The following is a 14,950-nucleotide window of genomic DNA, read 5'->3' as shown; positions in this document are numbered from 1 at the left end:
GAGATGCGCCGGGCGGCCCGGCACGGGTGTCTCCGCACCGGGCATAGGGCGACGATGGCGACGTGGCTTAGGAGACGTGGCTCAGAACTTGGTCACCACCACGTTGACGCCGTCCTCGGAGCCCAAGTCGAAGGTGTTTCCGGACACCTGAGCCACGGTGCCGATCTGCTCGACGACGAACGCCGGGTCAGCCGCGGCGTTGATCACCAGTCCGTTCTCAGCGCCGTCGGCGATGACCAGGGTCGCGGCATCCGGGCGTGTCACCGAAATACCCGCGGACGGCGACAGAATGGTGAGATTGGCGTTCAGGAAGCTGACCTGCAGCGACGATGGATCGCGGTTGGCCTCGACGAAGGACGCCGCCGCACCCACCGCACCGGTGCGCACCTTCTCCACCAGGCCCGAGGCCGTGGTCTTGGCCTTGGTGGCAATCTCCCGGGCCTGCTCGCTGTCGGCGGCTTCCTTGATGGAAGCGATGGCCTTGTCCAGTTGCTCTCTCCAGTTCATTGGGACCTCCTCTGGTGCGTTGCGGCATGCGCGGTGTGCGCACGCCGGGCAGTGTCAATCGGTCGCCCCTGCGTCGTTTGGCGGTGACAGCAGGCGTGGATCGTGGTCAGCTTAACCCCGACACTGGCTGTAGGCGCAGTATAGTCTGCGCATGGCGCGGCGCTATCGGACGGACACTGATTTGGCCTCGGTCTGGAAGCGGCAGTGTGATTGGTCCCAAGCCCTAACCCCCGGCGACCGGTCCCTCAACGCCCATGCGCTTTTGGCATGTGGATGCGCCGCCACAGCCGTCCGTCGCGCTTGAGCAGATCGCCGGCGGCGGCGGGGCCCCAGGTGCCGGCGGCGTAGTTGGGGAATTCGCGCGGGGGTAGGGCGGACCAGACATCGAGCACGGACTGGACGATCTCCCAGCCCTTCTCCACGGTGTCGGCGTGCTTGTAGAGGGTGGCATCGCCCTTCATGCAATCGTAGATGAGGGTCTCGTAGCCGGTGGCGGGCTTGTTGCCGAAGTAGTCCTCGTAGCAGAAGTCCATGTTCACGGTGCCGATGCGCATGGTCGGGCCCGGAACCTTGGCGCCCAGGCTCATCTGAATGCCCTCGTTCGGCTGGATGCGCAGCACCACCATGTCCGGCTCCAGGTCGTCCACCTCGGTGTCCTGGAACATGATGGTGGGCGCCTTCTTGAATTGAATGGCGATCTCGGTGTACTGCGCCGTGAGCCGCTTGCCGGTGCGCAGGTAGAAGGGCACGCCCGCCCAGCGCCAGTTGTCCATGCCGAGCTTGAGCGCGGCGAAGGTTTCGGTGTGGGAGCTGGGGTCGACGCCGTCGGAGGCGCGATAGGCCTGAACCTGCTCGCCGTTGGGCATGACGCCGGCGCCGTACTGACCGCGCACGGCATGGGTCAGCACCTGCTCCGGGCTGAGCGGCGTGATGGCGTCCAGCACCTTGTTGACCTCGTCGCGCATGGCGCCGGCCTCGAAGGAGTTGGGCGGCTCCATGGCGAGAAACCCGAGCAGCACCAGCAGATGGTTCGGGATCATGTCGCGCATGGCGCCGGCTTCTTCGTAGTAGCCACCGCGATGCTCGACGCCGACGGATTCGGCGACGGTGATCTGCACATGGTCGATGTGGTTGCGGTTCCACAACGGCTCGATGAAGCCGTTGGCGAACCGGAACACCATAATGTTCTGGACGGTCTCCTTGCCCAGGTAATGATCGATGCGGTAGATCTGGTCTTCGTCCAGATTCTTGTGGAGATGATTGTTGAGCGCGATGGCAGAGTCCAGATCGCGGCCGAAGGGCTTCTCGATGATGACGCGGCGCCAGTCCTCTTCGGTTTCGTGCAGGAGACCGACATCGCCCAGATAGTCCGCCACCTTGGAAAACAGACTGGGCGGGATGGCCATGTAGAACAGATAATTGCCCTCGGTGGCGCGTTCCGCGTCGATGCGGCTCAGGCGCTCGCAAAGGTTTTCGTAGTCGGGCGGATTGAGCATATCGATCTTCATGTACTGGAGGCGCTCACACAGGCGCCGCCAAACATCATCGTCGAAGCGCTCACCCACCTGGTCGCGGATCTGCTCGCCCATCATTTCGCGGAAGGCCTCGTCGTTGAGGTCCAGTCGGTCGAGGCCGAGCATCACGAAACTGTCCGGCAGCAACTGGGCGTTGCACAGATGGTAGAGCGACGGCACCAGCTTGCGCTTGGTGAGATCGCCGCCGGCGCCGAAGATGATCATCACATTGGGCGGCGCTGGCGAGGCCTCGGTGTAGTCGGTTTGCATGAGGGACATGGTTTTCTCCGAGCCCGTCCTGTGCGGATGTCGATGGACGTCAGTGTAGGTGCTGGCGAGTGTGCGAAAGGCGCAAGGGCGCACAGGTGTGCGCATGCAGGTGTGTGACGGGCAGCCGCGCCACACGCCTGCACTTGCTGGACACTAAATGTTGCTTCTCTGTTGTAACAGAGTACGGTTCTGGCGCGCGCGTGCCATTGGCGTCGGCGCAACGGAACGCTTCGTCAGGACTCGGGCTTCTCGTGATGCCCACCGAACTGAAAGCGCATGGCCGACAGGATCTTATTGGCGAAGTCCGCCTCGCCGCGGGAGCTGAAGCGCTCATACAAGGCCGTGGTGAGCAGCGGTGCCGGGGTGCCGGTCTCGATGGCGGCCTGGCAGGTCCAGCGGCCCTCGCCGGAGTCCGACACCCGCCCGCCGAAGCCGGCGAGCGCGTTGTCCTCGTGCAGGGCGATGGCGGTGAGGTCGAGCAGCCAGGAGGCGACCACGCTGCCGCGGCGCCAGACCTCGGCCACATCGGCGAGGTTGAAGTCGTACTGGTAGTGCTCGGGGTTGGCGAGCGGGGCGGTCTCGGCGTCGATGACCTGATCTTTACGGCCGATGCCGGCGTGCTTGAGAATGTTCAGCCCTTCGGCGTAGGCGCCCATCAGCGCGTACTCGATGCCGTTGTGCACCATCTTGACGAAGTGCCCGGCGCCGCTCGGCCCACAATGCAGGTAGCCCTGCTCGGCGGGCGTGGGCTCGCCGCTGCGCCCGGCGGTGCGCTCGATGTCGCCCATCCCCGGGGCCAGGGCTTTGAAGATGGGGTCCAGGCGCTGTACGGCGTCGGTGTCGCCGCCGATCATCAGGCAATAGCCGCGCTCGCGGCCCCAGACGCCGCCGGACGTGCCGCAGTCGAGAAAGTGCACGCCGATGTCACGCAGCGATTGCTGGTGACGGATGTCTTCCTGGTAGTTGGAGTTACCGCCGTCGATGATGCTGTCGTCGGCCTGCAGGTGCGGGCGCAGTTCGGTGATGACGTGATCCACCACGGCCGCCGGCACCATGATCCACACCGCGCGCGGGGCACTGAGCTTGGCACACAGGTCCTGAATGCTGTCCGCCCCCGTGGCGCCGTCCTTCGTCAGCGCCGCGACGGCCTCTGGGCTGGTATCGAACACGACGCAGTCGTGCCCGGCGGCCATCAGCCGCTGGACCATGTTGGCGCCCATGCGACCGAGCCCGATCATGCCGAGTTGCATCTGCTTGGCTCCTCTGTTTGGTTTGGAAAGTCAGGGTGGCAGGCTACGCGGATACGCGCGGACATACGGCCCATAGCCATCAGGGTTTTCCCATCAGGGCTTTCAGCGCCCTTCGAGCACGACGACGCTGCGGGGGCCCACCCGGTAGCGTCCGTGCTGCACCGGCGGCTGGTGCTGCGGGGCGAGCACGGCGGGCTCGCGCCCGGTATCCACGGCCAGCAGCCAGCGGCGGTTGTGCAGCGGCGGCAGCGCGAAGTCGAGGGTGTCTTCCCACATGTTGAGTATCACATGCAGGTGCGGCTCGTCGTCGGTGAGCCCCGCCAGCATGAAGGCCAGGGTGCGGGTGTTGCCATCGTCCCAGCCCGGGTCGTCCAGCTCCACGCCATGCCAGCTGATATCCGGCGGCGCCCCCGCGCGCTCCGGCCGGCCCGTGAGGAAGCGACGCCGGCGCAGCGTGGGGTGGCGCTTGCGGAACGCGATCATGGCACGGGTGAAGTCCAGCATGGTGCGATTGTCGTCCGCCAGACGCCAGTCGATCCACGACAGCGCGTTGTTCTGGCAATACGTGTTGTTGTTGCCCTGCTTGCTGCGCAGCAGCTCGTCGCCGGCCAGAATCATGGGCACACCCTGGCTCAAGAGCAGGATGGCCATCAGGTTCTTCGCCTGGCGCCGGCGCAGCGCCAGGATCTGCGGGTCGTCCGTCGGCCCCTCGGCGCCACAGTTCCAGCTGAGATTGTCATTGTGCCCGTCGCGGTTGTCCTCGCCGTTGGCCTGGTTGTGCTTCTGGTTGTAAGCGACCAGGTCGTGGAGCGTGAAACCGTCATGGCAGGTGACAAAGTTGATGGAATTGGCCGGCAGCCGCCCGCGGTGCTCGTAGAGATCGCTGGAGCCCGCGATGCGGGTGGCGACCTGCTGCACCAGCCCCTTGTCGCCGCGCACGAAGGCGCGCACCACGTCGCGGTAATGGCCGTTCCACTCGGCCCAGCGAAAGCCCGGGAAGTCCCCCACCTGATACAGGCCGACGGCATCCCAGGCCTCGGCGATGATGTGCGCGCGGCCCAGCTCGGGTGAGAGCTCCACCGACCAGAGCACCGGCGCGTGGTGCTCCGGCGCGCCGTCCTCGCCGCGGGCCATGGCGCTCGCGAGGTCGAAGCGAAAGCCATCCACATGCATGTCGTGCGCCCAGTAGTGCAGGCTGTCGATGACGTAGCGCGTCACCATGGGGTGGTTACAGTTCACCGTGTTGCCGCAGCCGGTGTAGTCGCGGTAGCGGGTCTTGTCGCCGAAATCCAGGTGATAGAAGATTTCGTTCCCCATCCCCTTGAACGAGACGGTGGGCCCGTCGACGCCACCTTCGGCGGTGTGGTTGTAGACCACATCCAGGATCACACCAATTCCGGCCGCATGCAGCGCCTTCACCATGTCGCGGAACTCGTCACGGGCCGCCCTGGCGTCTATCGCATAGTGCGGATGCGGTGCGAAAAAGCTGTGGGTGCTGTAGCCCCAGAAATTTTCCAGCCCCAGGGCGGCGGTCTTCGGCGGCACGTCCTGGAGATCGAACGCCATCACCGGCAACAGCTCCACATGCGTGATGCCGAGGGCTTGCAGGTACGGGATCTTCTCGACCACGGCGCTGAAGGTACCGGGATGGGGCGTATCCGCGGACGGGTGACGGGTGAAACCGCCGACGTGCATCTCGTAGATCACCGCTTCCGTCAGCGGTACGTGCAGATGGGTATCGCCCTGCCAATCGTAGTCGTCGCGCACCAGCAGCGAGCGCATGGCGGTGGCCAGGTTATCGCCCGCACGGCTCGCCGCATCCCGGTCCCACAGGCGGTCGTCCACGGCGACGGCCCAGGGGTCCAGCAAGAGCTTCTCGCGGTCGAAGCGGCAGCCGGTTTCGGTGGTGTTACCGGGGCCGTCCATGCGCCAGCCGTAGCAGATGCCGTCGGGCAGATCCTGCACGAGCACGTGCCAGAAAAAGAACGTTTTGTGCAACCGCGGATCGAGTTGCACGATCTGGAAGGGCTTCGGGCTCGCCGGACCATCGAAGAGCAGCAGCTCCACCATCGTCGCGTGTCGCGAGAAACAACAGAAATTGACGCCACCGTCGACGAAGTGGGCGCCTGTCGAATCCCAGGTGCCGGGTTGGATGCTGTAGGTGCGCGCTGGCATGGGGCTCCCCGGAGCAGAGGTGGGTTGATGCGCCGCAGACCGCCGTGGCGCCCATATCGGCGCTCGCAACCGATGCGCCCGTTGCCCACGCACTGGCGCTCGCGGCGACCGGCCCCATCTTAAGCCGGCTGGGGATGGGCTGCATGTCCATTCGACGAAGCCCGGACCCTGTTCCGGCCGCGACCGGCTTTGTGGAGGCGACACACATGAACTATTGCAGCCACTGCGGCGAAACGGTGACTCTGCGGGTGCCCGAGGGTGACAATATGCCGCGCCACGTGTGCGATGCCTGCGCCACGATCCACTATCAAAATCCGAAGATCGTCGTCGGCTGCATCCCCGAGTGGGACGATCGCATCCTGCTCTGTAAGCGCGCCATCGAGCCCCGCTACGGCCTCTGGACCCTGCCCGCGGGCTTCATGGAGAACGGCGAGACCGTCCAACAGGGCGCCGCGCGGGAGACCCTCGAAGAGGCGAGCGCCACGGTCGTCGTCGGTGACCTCTACACGCTATTCAACCTGCCGCACATCAACCAGGTCTACATGCTGTTTCGGGCGCAGCTCGAGCGCCCGAGCTTTGGCGCCGGCGCCGAAAGCCTGGAGGTGGCGCTGCTGCGCCAGGACCAGATCCCCTGGGACGCCATCGCCTTCCCCGTCATCAGCGAATCCCTGCGGCTCTACTACCGCGATCGCAGCGCCGGGCACTTTCGCCTGCGCACCGGGGCCATCGAGCGGCTGCCGGGGCCCGAGCGACGCTACCGCACCCGCGTTTACGATGACGATGGTGTCTGACTTGCCTCTTCAGACAACGCCTGTTGTGCCTCCGATTGAATGGTCGGTTCGCAACGTTTGCACATCGTTTCATCCTCTTACGCTACATTGTTGAGAAGTTCGGCTCAAGCCAGGTTTTCGCTGCCCACACCGTGGTGGACACGAAACAGGTTCTGCGGATCGTACTTGCGTTTGATGTTCAGCAGTCGCGGATAATGTCTACCCCATTGCGCCTCCTGCCAGTTCTCCAGAAAATAATCCGCTTCTGTCGAATAACTGCCGGCACCCGGCGTGACCGCTGCAATTGCGGCCATGGCACGCGATACCTGATCCCGATCCCGACGCGATGCTGCGAGATCGGGTTCTTTGCCGGCTACACCCGGATAGCGATATTGCTGCGCTGAGGCCATGATGACCAGCGCGGCGGCTTCCAGGGCCTGAGGATGTAGCGCCGTTTGCTGATCACGGGCCCGGGCCTCGGGATGCTCGCCGGACAGGCCCTTATTGATCTGAAAGATGAAGGGCCGAAGCCGCGATGCCTTGTAGAGCGCTTCGGCCAGTTCGCTCGGTGACTCGCGCGTCAAGGCTGCTGGGATCCAGCGGGATTGGTAGCTGTTCCAGAAGACCGAGAGCTCGCCCTGGTTGCCCGTCCACCAAAACTGGTTGTCGGGCGACTCGGGGCGTGGATCACGAGTGATGAAATCCGGATTCTGGGCGTCCCAGTAGTCGGGATTCCAGAGATCAGAGAAGGGGAGAAATCGATACTCGGGTGCGATATCGAATAAATCGGGCTGTGCGCGCAATGGGGCGAAAAACCTTTCCAAATCCTGCTGGGCATCTTTCAGCGAACGATCCAGGAAGGTGAGCCGGAACCCCAGGCTGTTGTCGGGGCCGAAGGCGACTGACTCACCCCAAGTCGGATTGTCCAGCACCCGGGGATAGAATTCGACAAAGGCCTGAACGAGCTGACGGTAGGCGTCATCGCTGTTAGCCTTGACCGATCCGGTAATGATGCCCACCGTTTCGGGAATGGGATGGGTCAGCAGGGTCACCCGGCTGACGATGCCAAAGGTGCCGCCGCCGCCACCCCGAAGCGCAAAGAAGAGATCGGGATATTGATGGGCATTGACGACTCGAACCTGTCCATCTGCAGTGACGATCTCGGCTTGGAGAATGCCCGCGGAAGCGGTTCCAAAGCGTTTGGAGAAGGAGCCAAAACCACTGCCGAACGTGAAACCGCCGCACGCGCCCACGCTGGTACAACCCCCACCCTGCACGAAGCGTCCGGCCTGGGTTGCCGCCGTGTAGGCCTCCAGCCAGCGGGTGCCTGCCTCGACGGTCATCGCGTGTTGCGGTTTGGTTCCCGCCGGCGCACCCTCCGGCACGAAGGCATCATGCAGTTGGATCTCGCGCATCTCATGCGTCCAGACCAGTAGCGAATTCGGCGCGCAGTTGCGGCCCAGATAATCATGCCCGGTTCCCTTGACGACCAACCGAACCCCTTGTTCCCGCGCAAAATTGACTGCAGCAACGATATCTTGGGTGTTGTTGGCACGCACCGCGTAGGGACTGGCTACGGCCTGCCAGGCCTCGAGCCAGCCCGTCGACTGCAAAGCGCCTGGCTGCTCCTCGTTCCAAAATGGATTCTTCAGCAGCGAGAATACCTCCTGGCTTGCAGGCGAAATCCAAGGCAATTTGGGTTGGATCAGCCGACCGCCAACCGCCTCGTTCAGCGCATGCCAGGCCGCGGACCCCGGCCAGTGATCAGGTCGGGTGTCTGCCGCGGTAGCCGCAGTGAACCATGATCCGGCGAGCAAGGAACCGGTCATTGCGGTTGAGGATTTGAGGAAGCGACGACGGGAGGGAGAGGTTGGCGTCATGGGGCGACTCGCGATAACGGACACGGTAAAGGCTCGAATACATTCTCACAGACGTTGCTTTGCGTTGCCAAATCCGCGCAAAACATAGTGGACGGGTCCGGTTTATCGCACACGATTATCTCCCGCGCTCGCCGCAGGGCCGGAGCACCTCACGGCCTGTCCTGGCACAAAAAAGGGGGACGGGTCCGGTTTATCGCACAGTGCCACAATTCAGCCATCTTCACCCGCTTCGCGTTCCAAGCCTCGCGCAGCGCCTCTGCCCTGTTCGCCTTGTCGCGTCTCTCTTGGGAATCTTTGGCATCATGTCTCCCTTTCCAGATCAACACCGTCAAAGGACAACCGTCATCGTGGAACCTTGGAACATGTTGCGATTCCTGTGGGTCATGCTGTTGCTCGTCAGCCTTGAGGCGGGTGCAATCGACGGGACACCGGACTCAGGGGCTGACGGGAGGATTCATCAGGTCGGCATCCTGCCGGTTGCGCCATTTGCCTTCAAGGACGCCGAGGGTAAATGGGACGGCCTGAGCGTGATGGTGTGGAAGCAGATCATGGAGCAGTCCGATCTGGACTATCGATTTGTCGAAATCGCCACACCCGGTTAGACCATTCGAACGGTCTCGGTCAGGCCATCCCTGCACCAACAGCGGATCCGGAGAAGCGGACAGCGGCCGGATGCCGTGCCTTGATGACCTGGGCGCGGCGGCCTGAGCACCACCCGGGGGGCTTCAGGCCGCCCTGGGCGTCAGACGCCGACGATGGCGTCGAACAGCAGCGGATCGATGTACTGCGGCTCATAGTCCAGTCCGAGTGCGCGCAGCTCCCGGACGAAGGCCCGCAGGTGGTTCTTCGAGCCCTCCAGCAGGTTGTCGTAGGTCCGTTCCAGGTCTGGCTGGTCGGTCTGCTCGATGGCATGCAGCAGGTCGAGGATGTCCAGGTCCTCGATGGTGGCGCCCACCGTCAGGGCCTCCGCCGAGGAGCCCAGGCCGGCAGCCACCAGGTCGTCGTACAGCGCCTGCAGGTCGGCGACGCTGAAGGTACCCTCGCCGGGCAGGGTCGGATCCGTCAGGCCGTAACGGTCGAGCTTGTCGCCAAGGGCGTCGAAATGGCGCTGTTCGGATGCCGCAATGCGTTCCAGCACGGCCAGGTCCCACTGGGCATCCAGCGCGACATAGACATCATGGGCCAGCTTTTCCTCCTCGCGCATCCACAGTAGGGTGCCGGCCTCCTCGGCGCTGAGCACGGGTGTCGGAGCGGGGGGACCGCCGCCGGGACCCTTGGCCATGGCAGGCAGGGAACCGAGGCAGAGGGCGATGGCAGCCGGAAGAACCAGTGAACGGATAGTCATGACGAGACCTCTGTGAGTGGATGGGACGGACCAGGACGATGGCAACCGCCGGGTCATTGCTGATAGGTCTGCCGCATGTTGCGGCGCTGCGCCATGTCCTCGGAGAAGCTCCGGGTCTGGGTACGCTGCTGCAGCATCTGCCCGTCCTGCTGGTTGCCGCCGCTGCCGGACTGGGTGCGCGACTGGCTCCGGCGCTGGGTCATGGTGCCCTGACCAGCACCCTGGCCGCTTCCTTGGGCATAACCACCGCCGCCCTGCCCATAGCCGCCGCCTCCACCGCCGCCCATGCCGCCACCGCGGGCCTGGGCGTCCAGGGACAGGGTCAGGGCGAGCACCCCAACCAGCGCCAGAGGTGTGACCATTGCCGACTTCTTCATTGCTTGCATCTCCGATTTCAATGGATGAATCGTCAGCCTTCAACGCCCCCGACCACCGCCCCTACCGCGACCGCCGAATCCCGAGCGATTCCCAGAGCCATATCCCGAACCGGACCCCATGTCCTGGCTCCCGGATTGGGAGCCAGATTGGCCTTGCCTGGCCTCGTAGCCCGATCCATAGGGCAGGTCAGAGCGGAATCCGCCACGGCGTCCCTGTCCTGCGTTGCCGCTCCCTTGGCGGGCCGCGCCGGTGCCGAGGTCCGGCAGAGACCCCACCGGCGCCGAGGGCGCGGGTTTCCAGATCCCGCCGCCACGCCTACCGAGGCCCCCGGTGGGGAGATCTTCCCGCAGCAGCCTGAGATCCAGGGCTCCGGGGTTGGGCTCGGGCACCTGCGCGGCCGCGCTCCCGAGCGGGCCAAGCAAGGCAATCAACAGTCCGAACCGGGTGGCGTGCTTCATTATCGGGGTGTCTTCTGTGCTGACGGGGTGAGTCTGCGCCGCGGCTGTAGCCCTGGTGTGTCGCGGCAGGCGCCTTTTGTATCCTTCCGTATCAGACCGTCTCGCAGAGGGTCTGCACAGGGATGATCCGGGGTATGCTCTTGTCATGAAACCTGCGTCTGCCCGCATTCTCGTCGTCGACGACGACCCCGCGTTGCGGGATCTGCTGCAGGCCTATCTGACCGACACCGGCTTCGTCGTCGACCTGGCGGTGGACGGCGAGGGCATGCGCGAGGCCATGCAGCGGGCGGTTCCGGATGCGATCATCCTGGATCTGATGTTGCCGGGGGCCGATGGCCTGATCCTGACTCGGGAACTGCGTGCGCAGTCCCAGGTGCCGATCCTGATGCTCTCGGCGCGAGGGGAGGAGGTCGACCGTGTGGTGGGTCTGGAACTCGGGGCGGATGACTATCTGGCCAAGCCCTTCAGCCCGCGGGAGCTCCTCGCCCGGCTGCGGGCCCTGCTCCGGCGCGCCGGGGCGGCGCCGGCGGCAGCGTCCCGACGTGATCGCTTCGGACCCTACCGGCTTGACCGGGACGCGCGCCGGCTGCTCCGGGACGATGCTGACGTGGGTCTGACCGGTGCCGAATACGACCTCATCGAGGTGCTGGTGGATCGCCCCGGGCGGGTGCTGAGCCGCGATGTGCTGCTGGATCTGCTCAAGGGCTATGATCGCGACCCCTTCGATCGTACCGTGGACCTACGGGTCGCGCGGCTGCGGCGCAAGATCGAGCCGAACCCGGCACAGCCGGTCTACATCCGCACGGTGCGCGGGTCCGGCTACCTGTTCAATCCCCGAGGCGCCGAGGCCTGATCCCCGGCCATGGCCCGCGCCCTCAGCCTGCGTCAGCTCAATGCCCTGCGTCTGGCGCTGATCTTCGTCCTGTTCGAGCTGCTGGCGGCGCTGGCGGTGGTGTTCCTGCTGATGTTGCCAATGGCGCAGCGGGCCTCGGCCGATCTGACCGGACTCATGGTGCTGTCGGCGCAGACCTGGAGCGAACTGCCGCCGGGCACCCGGCCGGCCTTCGAGCAGGAACTGCAGCAGGCCCACGGGCTGATCCTGACCGCAACCGCCCCCGCGGAGGCGGGTCCGCCGCACCGCCGCGGGCTCTATCTACGCGCACTGGAGGCGCGGCTGAGCGACCGCGTGGGCGACAGCGTGGCCTTGCTGGGAGCGGAGCGCTCCGGCGAGCGTTGGCTCTGGGCACCCCTGCCCAGTGGCGGCCAGACCCTGTGGCTCGGCTTTTCGCATCACCGGGTGGGTCCGCATCCGCTGGCCACGCTGGCGCTGACGCTGACCGGCGGCCTGGTGCTGGCGGCCGTGGCCGCCTGGTGGCTCGGTGGACAGATCCTGGCGCCGATCCGTCGCTTCGACGCCGCGGCCGCCATCCTGGGTCGCGGCGAGACGCCGACCCTGCTGCCCGAGGAGGGGCCGCGGGAACTGGCGGGGCTCGCGCACCGGTTCAATCTGCTGAGCCGCCAGATCGCCGATCTGCTGGAGGCGCGCACCACCTTGCTCGCCGGGTTATCCCATGATCTGCGCACACCGCTGGCGCGGATGCGGCTGGCGCTGGAGATGCTGCACCGCCGGCCCGATCCGGCCTGGATCGAGCGTCTGGACAAGGACATCGAAGAGATGGACCGTCTGGTGGCGGATGTCCTGACCCTCGCACGCGGGCTCAGCCATGGGGCGCCGGAGCCGGTCGAGCTGCCAGTCCTGCTGCAGGAGATTGCCGAGGCCGCGCGGGCCGCTGGTGCCGATGTACGGCTGCGCTGCCCGCCGGTGACGCTGCAGCTGCCGCTGGAGCCGGTGCGCCGCGTGCTGGCCAACCTGCTCGACAATGCGCGGCGCTATGCCGGCGAGCATCCCGTGGAGCTGCTCGCGGAGTGCGCGGACGGCGGTTGTCGCCTCGGCGTGCTGGACCTGGGGCCGGGGATTCCGGAGGCCGAGCTCGATGCCGTGTTCGGGCCTTTTCACCGGGTCGAACACTCCCGCAGTCCGGTCACCGGCGGCACCGGCCTGGGCCTGGCGATCGTCAGACAGCTCGCGCAGGCGAACGGCTGGCGGGTCTGGCTGGAGAATCGGCCCGGGGGCGGGCTGGCAGCCTGGGTGCAGCTGACAGCCGCGGCCGGCGGGCCTTGAGCAATCATCAGCACGAGATGTTGGAGACCTATTGCGCCGCCAAGGGCTGGCGCAGCGAAGTCACCCCCGTGGCGCGCCCGAGCGCCAACCTGGCCGCGGTGGCACGCACACCAACGCCCGCCGCCGCCAACAGAACGATGCGCGCGCGTCACCAGCACTTGCGGCGCGCTGCGCCGCCGCACCAACGCCTCCAACGCGCGACGCTCTTTGTCCTAAAGGTGCACGGGGGTGGCAGCGAGGAGGGGCATGTGCATGGACCTCTGAACAGCGACAATAATAGTGGCCGGTATCTTACCTCATAACCCCAGAACTGGTCTCAGGACTTTAGCAGTACTGCACTAGCTGGACCGGATTGAGAGTCGTGTGCCCCTCTTCCTTGGGTCATGGCAGAACATCGTCCCAATAGGCTGCCGCCCAGTCGATCAGATCATTTTCCCGCTGCTCGATTTCCTCCAGTGTCCACCGACTGTAGGCAGCTACTTCGTCGGTAATTGCAAGCCCGGTGGTGCGATAAATCTCTCTCTTCTTGCTGTAAACGTTGTTATTGGCCTCGCTATTACGTGGCGAGGGCAGGAGCACCAGGTTTCCAAGACGGTGACACAGAAAAGTAGCCTCGTGCCCGACGCCTCTCAGTATCTTCGCCCAACCGCTCGCGGGGTCCGGATTCTGCGGAAGGATATGCTCAATACTCCGGCTGGCGCTTTGCTCCCAGATCTTATTCCAGGCGCGCGATGATAGTACACTCCCTTTTTGGGCGTCTAGCCAGCGCTCCCTAGCATAGAAGAAGTAACGAAGCGACTCCTCCCAGCCTTCATAACAATTTTTGCCTCGCAAATACTCCGCCGATTTCTGAGCTGAAAATTCCTCCCCTGCCAAGTCCCGGATACGTTCCATATAGCGCCGATATTTTGTCTCATCATTAGCACTACTAAAAACCGCCCGGGCAAGGCGAACATAATCGCCGACGCGAGTACGAGAGTCGCGCCCCGACAGTCCGAATATCCGAAAAGAGACATGCTCCCACTGCGTCAGCAGCCGTTCGCGCTGAACACCACTGAAACGGAGATCAATGGCCACCGCCAGCAGTCGGGCATGTGCGATTTTCGTGACCGCCGCCTTTTGGGTGTCAGCTAGTAGATCGTCCACGGCGCCTGCGACCTGCTCGATGAACGTCGAGATCTTAACAGTTCGATTCGGATTGCCCGTTGCGGCAGCGCGAAAGACCTCCAGAGCGTCTTCATCGGACAACACTCGACTGGTGGCATCTGGCGACCAAAGTGTCGCCGCAAAACGCAGCGCCTCAGAACTCAAGCCTTGGCGAAGTCCAGCCTTTTCATAAATTCTGCGCCAAACATCTTGCAATTCCTGGAGCATGTCTTCGCGGTTTGGTGCTTCTTCATAGGCAATGCCCATCAACACTGCCTTACAGCGATCCAGCCAGGCAACATCTAACCCACGCGTGTTGAGCACCTCGAATACCGTGTAGACCATGCCCTCGTCGTCCAGCGCATGGTAAATGAAGCGCAACCGGTTCTTGATCAACGCCAATAATTGCATCACGGAGGTGCCGGTTTCCTTCTGCCAGCGCGTGATAAAGCCTTCTGCACTATTGATGCCGGCGACGATGTTTGCATCCACTGCACTGAAAAAGTCTGTCGCATCCTGTTTGACGCCGTGTCGCAGATAATTGGTGAAATAACCAGAGTAATCATGATTGGTCTGGAGCAGGACCAAGGTATGGTCATCACCCATCACCAACTGACTCTCCAGCTTAGTGCGCTCTGAGTCATCCTCATTCAATGCCAGCGCAATTGCCTTCAATACAAGAATCAGTGTGGTCAGACGCTGTTGACCATCGACGATGTCCACCACCTGATACTCGTCGGTACCAAGCGTCTGACGCCCCCGATTGACTCCCACGATCGTCGCCATAAAGTGGAAGTCGTGATTCTTCCGGTAAAGAGTGATCAGATCGCTATACAACTCAGCCCGTTGCTTTTCTTTCCAACTATAGGCTCGTTGATAGCCGGGAATTCGGAAGAGCCGATGATTGAGTAATTCACTCAAGGTCAGATTTTGGGGATCAATGCGCATTTCCTAATTGCTCCTAGCCGTTTTTCAGGCTGATGTATGAATGCTCGCGCCTAGGATGTTTAATCTCGCCCTTTTCACGCACTTTTTAATTCTACAGTTCCGTGCTCACCAGGCTCGCGTCAGGTGC

General features: G+C 64.0%; 12 protein-coding genes. 4 read left to right on the top strand and 8 right to left on the bottom strand.

Annotation, left to right across the window (positions count from 1 at the left end; all coding sequences use genetic code 11):
- Positions 1 to 81 precede the first annotated feature (81 nt).
- The 4 genes from QZ588_RS06560 to glgX all read right to left on the bottom strand — a co-directional run bounded on the left by QZ588_RS06560 (position 82) and on the right by glgX (position 5,716).
- Positions 82 to 507, bottom strand: coding sequence for a hypothetical protein (locus QZ588_RS06560; RefSeq protein ID WP_295541064.1), 426 nt, complete (start codon positions 505 to 507; stop codon positions 82 to 84).
- 245 nt (positions 508 to 752) lie between these two features.
- The gene (zwf, locus tag QZ588_RS06555; RefSeq protein WP_295541062.1) at positions 753 to 2,300 is read right to left on the bottom strand and encodes a glucose-6-phosphate dehydrogenase; all 1,548 of its coding nucleotides are present in this window, start codon (positions 2,298 to 2,300) and stop codon (positions 753 to 755) included.
- Between the two features lie 224 nt (positions 2,301 to 2,524).
- The gene (gene gnd / locus QZ588_RS06550) at positions 2,525 to 3,541 is read right to left on the bottom strand and encodes a phosphogluconate dehydrogenase (NAD(+)-dependent, decarboxylating) (protein WP_295541060.1); all 1,017 of its coding nucleotides are present in this window, start codon (positions 3,539 to 3,541) and stop codon (positions 2,525 to 2,527) included.
- A gap of 102 nt (positions 3,542 to 3,643) precedes the next feature.
- Positions 3,644 to 5,716, bottom strand: a complete 2,073-nt coding sequence (glgX, locus tag QZ588_RS06545; RefSeq protein WP_295541058.1) for a glycogen debranching protein GlgX — start codon at positions 5,714 to 5,716, stop codon at positions 3,644 to 3,646.
- Between the two features lie 206 nt (positions 5,717 to 5,922).
- On the opposite strand from glgX, the gene QZ588_RS06540 reads away from it, so the two are divergent.
- The gene (locus QZ588_RS06540) at positions 5,923 to 6,507 is read left to right on the top strand and encodes an NUDIX hydrolase (protein WP_295541056.1); all 585 of its coding nucleotides are present in this window, start codon (positions 5,923 to 5,925) and stop codon (positions 6,505 to 6,507) included.
- 104 nt (positions 6,508 to 6,611) lie between these two features.
- Here the strand turns inward: QZ588_RS06540 and QZ588_RS06535 are convergent, their stop codons facing one another.
- Positions 6,612 to 8,366 carry an FAD-binding oxidoreductase gene (locus tag QZ588_RS06535; RefSeq protein ID WP_295541054.1) on the bottom strand — a complete coding sequence of 585 codons (1,755 nt, stop codon included), beginning with the start codon at positions 8,364 to 8,366 and terminating at the stop codon, positions 6,612 to 6,614.
- A gap of 362 nt (positions 8,367 to 8,728) precedes the next feature.
- On the opposite strand from QZ588_RS06535, the gene QZ588_RS06530 reads away from it, so the two are divergent.
- A complete protein-coding gene (locus tag QZ588_RS06530) occupies positions 8,729 to 8,968 on the top strand; it encodes a hypothetical protein (protein WP_295541051.1) in 240 nt (79 codons plus the stop codon).
- A gap of 140 nt (positions 8,969 to 9,108) precedes the next feature.
- On the opposite strand, the gene QZ588_RS06525 is transcribed toward QZ588_RS06530, so the two are convergent.
- Positions 9,109 to 9,711, bottom strand: coding sequence for a DUF2202 domain-containing protein (locus QZ588_RS06525; protein ID WP_295541049.1), 603 nt, complete (start codon positions 9,709 to 9,711; stop codon positions 9,109 to 9,111).
- Between the two features lie 53 nt (positions 9,712 to 9,764).
- Complete coding sequence (locus QZ588_RS06520; protein ID WP_295541047.1) at positions 9,765 to 10,088, bottom strand: hypothetical protein; 324 nt, start codon at positions 10,086 to 10,088, stop codon at positions 9,765 to 9,767.
- Positions 10,089 to 10,692: 604 nt separating this feature from the next.
- Here QZ588_RS06520 and QZ588_RS06515 point away from each other — a divergent pair.
- Together QZ588_RS06515 and QZ588_RS06510 are read left to right on the top strand one after the other, a co-directional pair.
- Positions 10,693 to 11,400: a response regulator gene (locus tag QZ588_RS06515; RefSeq protein ID WP_295541045.1), complete on the top strand. Its 708-nt coding sequence runs from the start codon at positions 10,693 to 10,695 to the stop codon at positions 11,398 to 11,400.
- A 9-nt stretch (positions 11,401 to 11,409) separates the two neighbouring features.
- Entirely contained in the window at positions 11,410 to 12,729 is a 1,320-nt protein-coding gene (locus QZ588_RS06510; RefSeq protein ID WP_295541043.1) for an ATP-binding protein, read from the top strand.
- Between the two features lie 381 nt (positions 12,730 to 13,110).
- Here the strand turns inward: QZ588_RS06510 and QZ588_RS06505 are convergent, their stop codons facing one another.
- On the bottom strand, positions 13,111 to 14,823 hold the full coding sequence (locus QZ588_RS06505; protein ID WP_295541041.1) for a DUF262 domain-containing HNH endonuclease family protein: 1,713 nt from the start codon (positions 14,821 to 14,823) through the stop codon (positions 13,111 to 13,113).
- Positions 14,824 to 14,950: the final 127 nt, after the last annotated feature.

The sequence above is a fragment of the uncultured Thiohalocapsa sp. genome (assembly GCF_913062725.1).
Classification (GTDB): domain Bacteria; phylum Pseudomonadota; class Gammaproteobacteria; order Chromatiales; family Chromatiaceae; genus Thiohalocapsa.
This window is presented reverse-complemented; position numbering and strand designations above follow the sequence as displayed.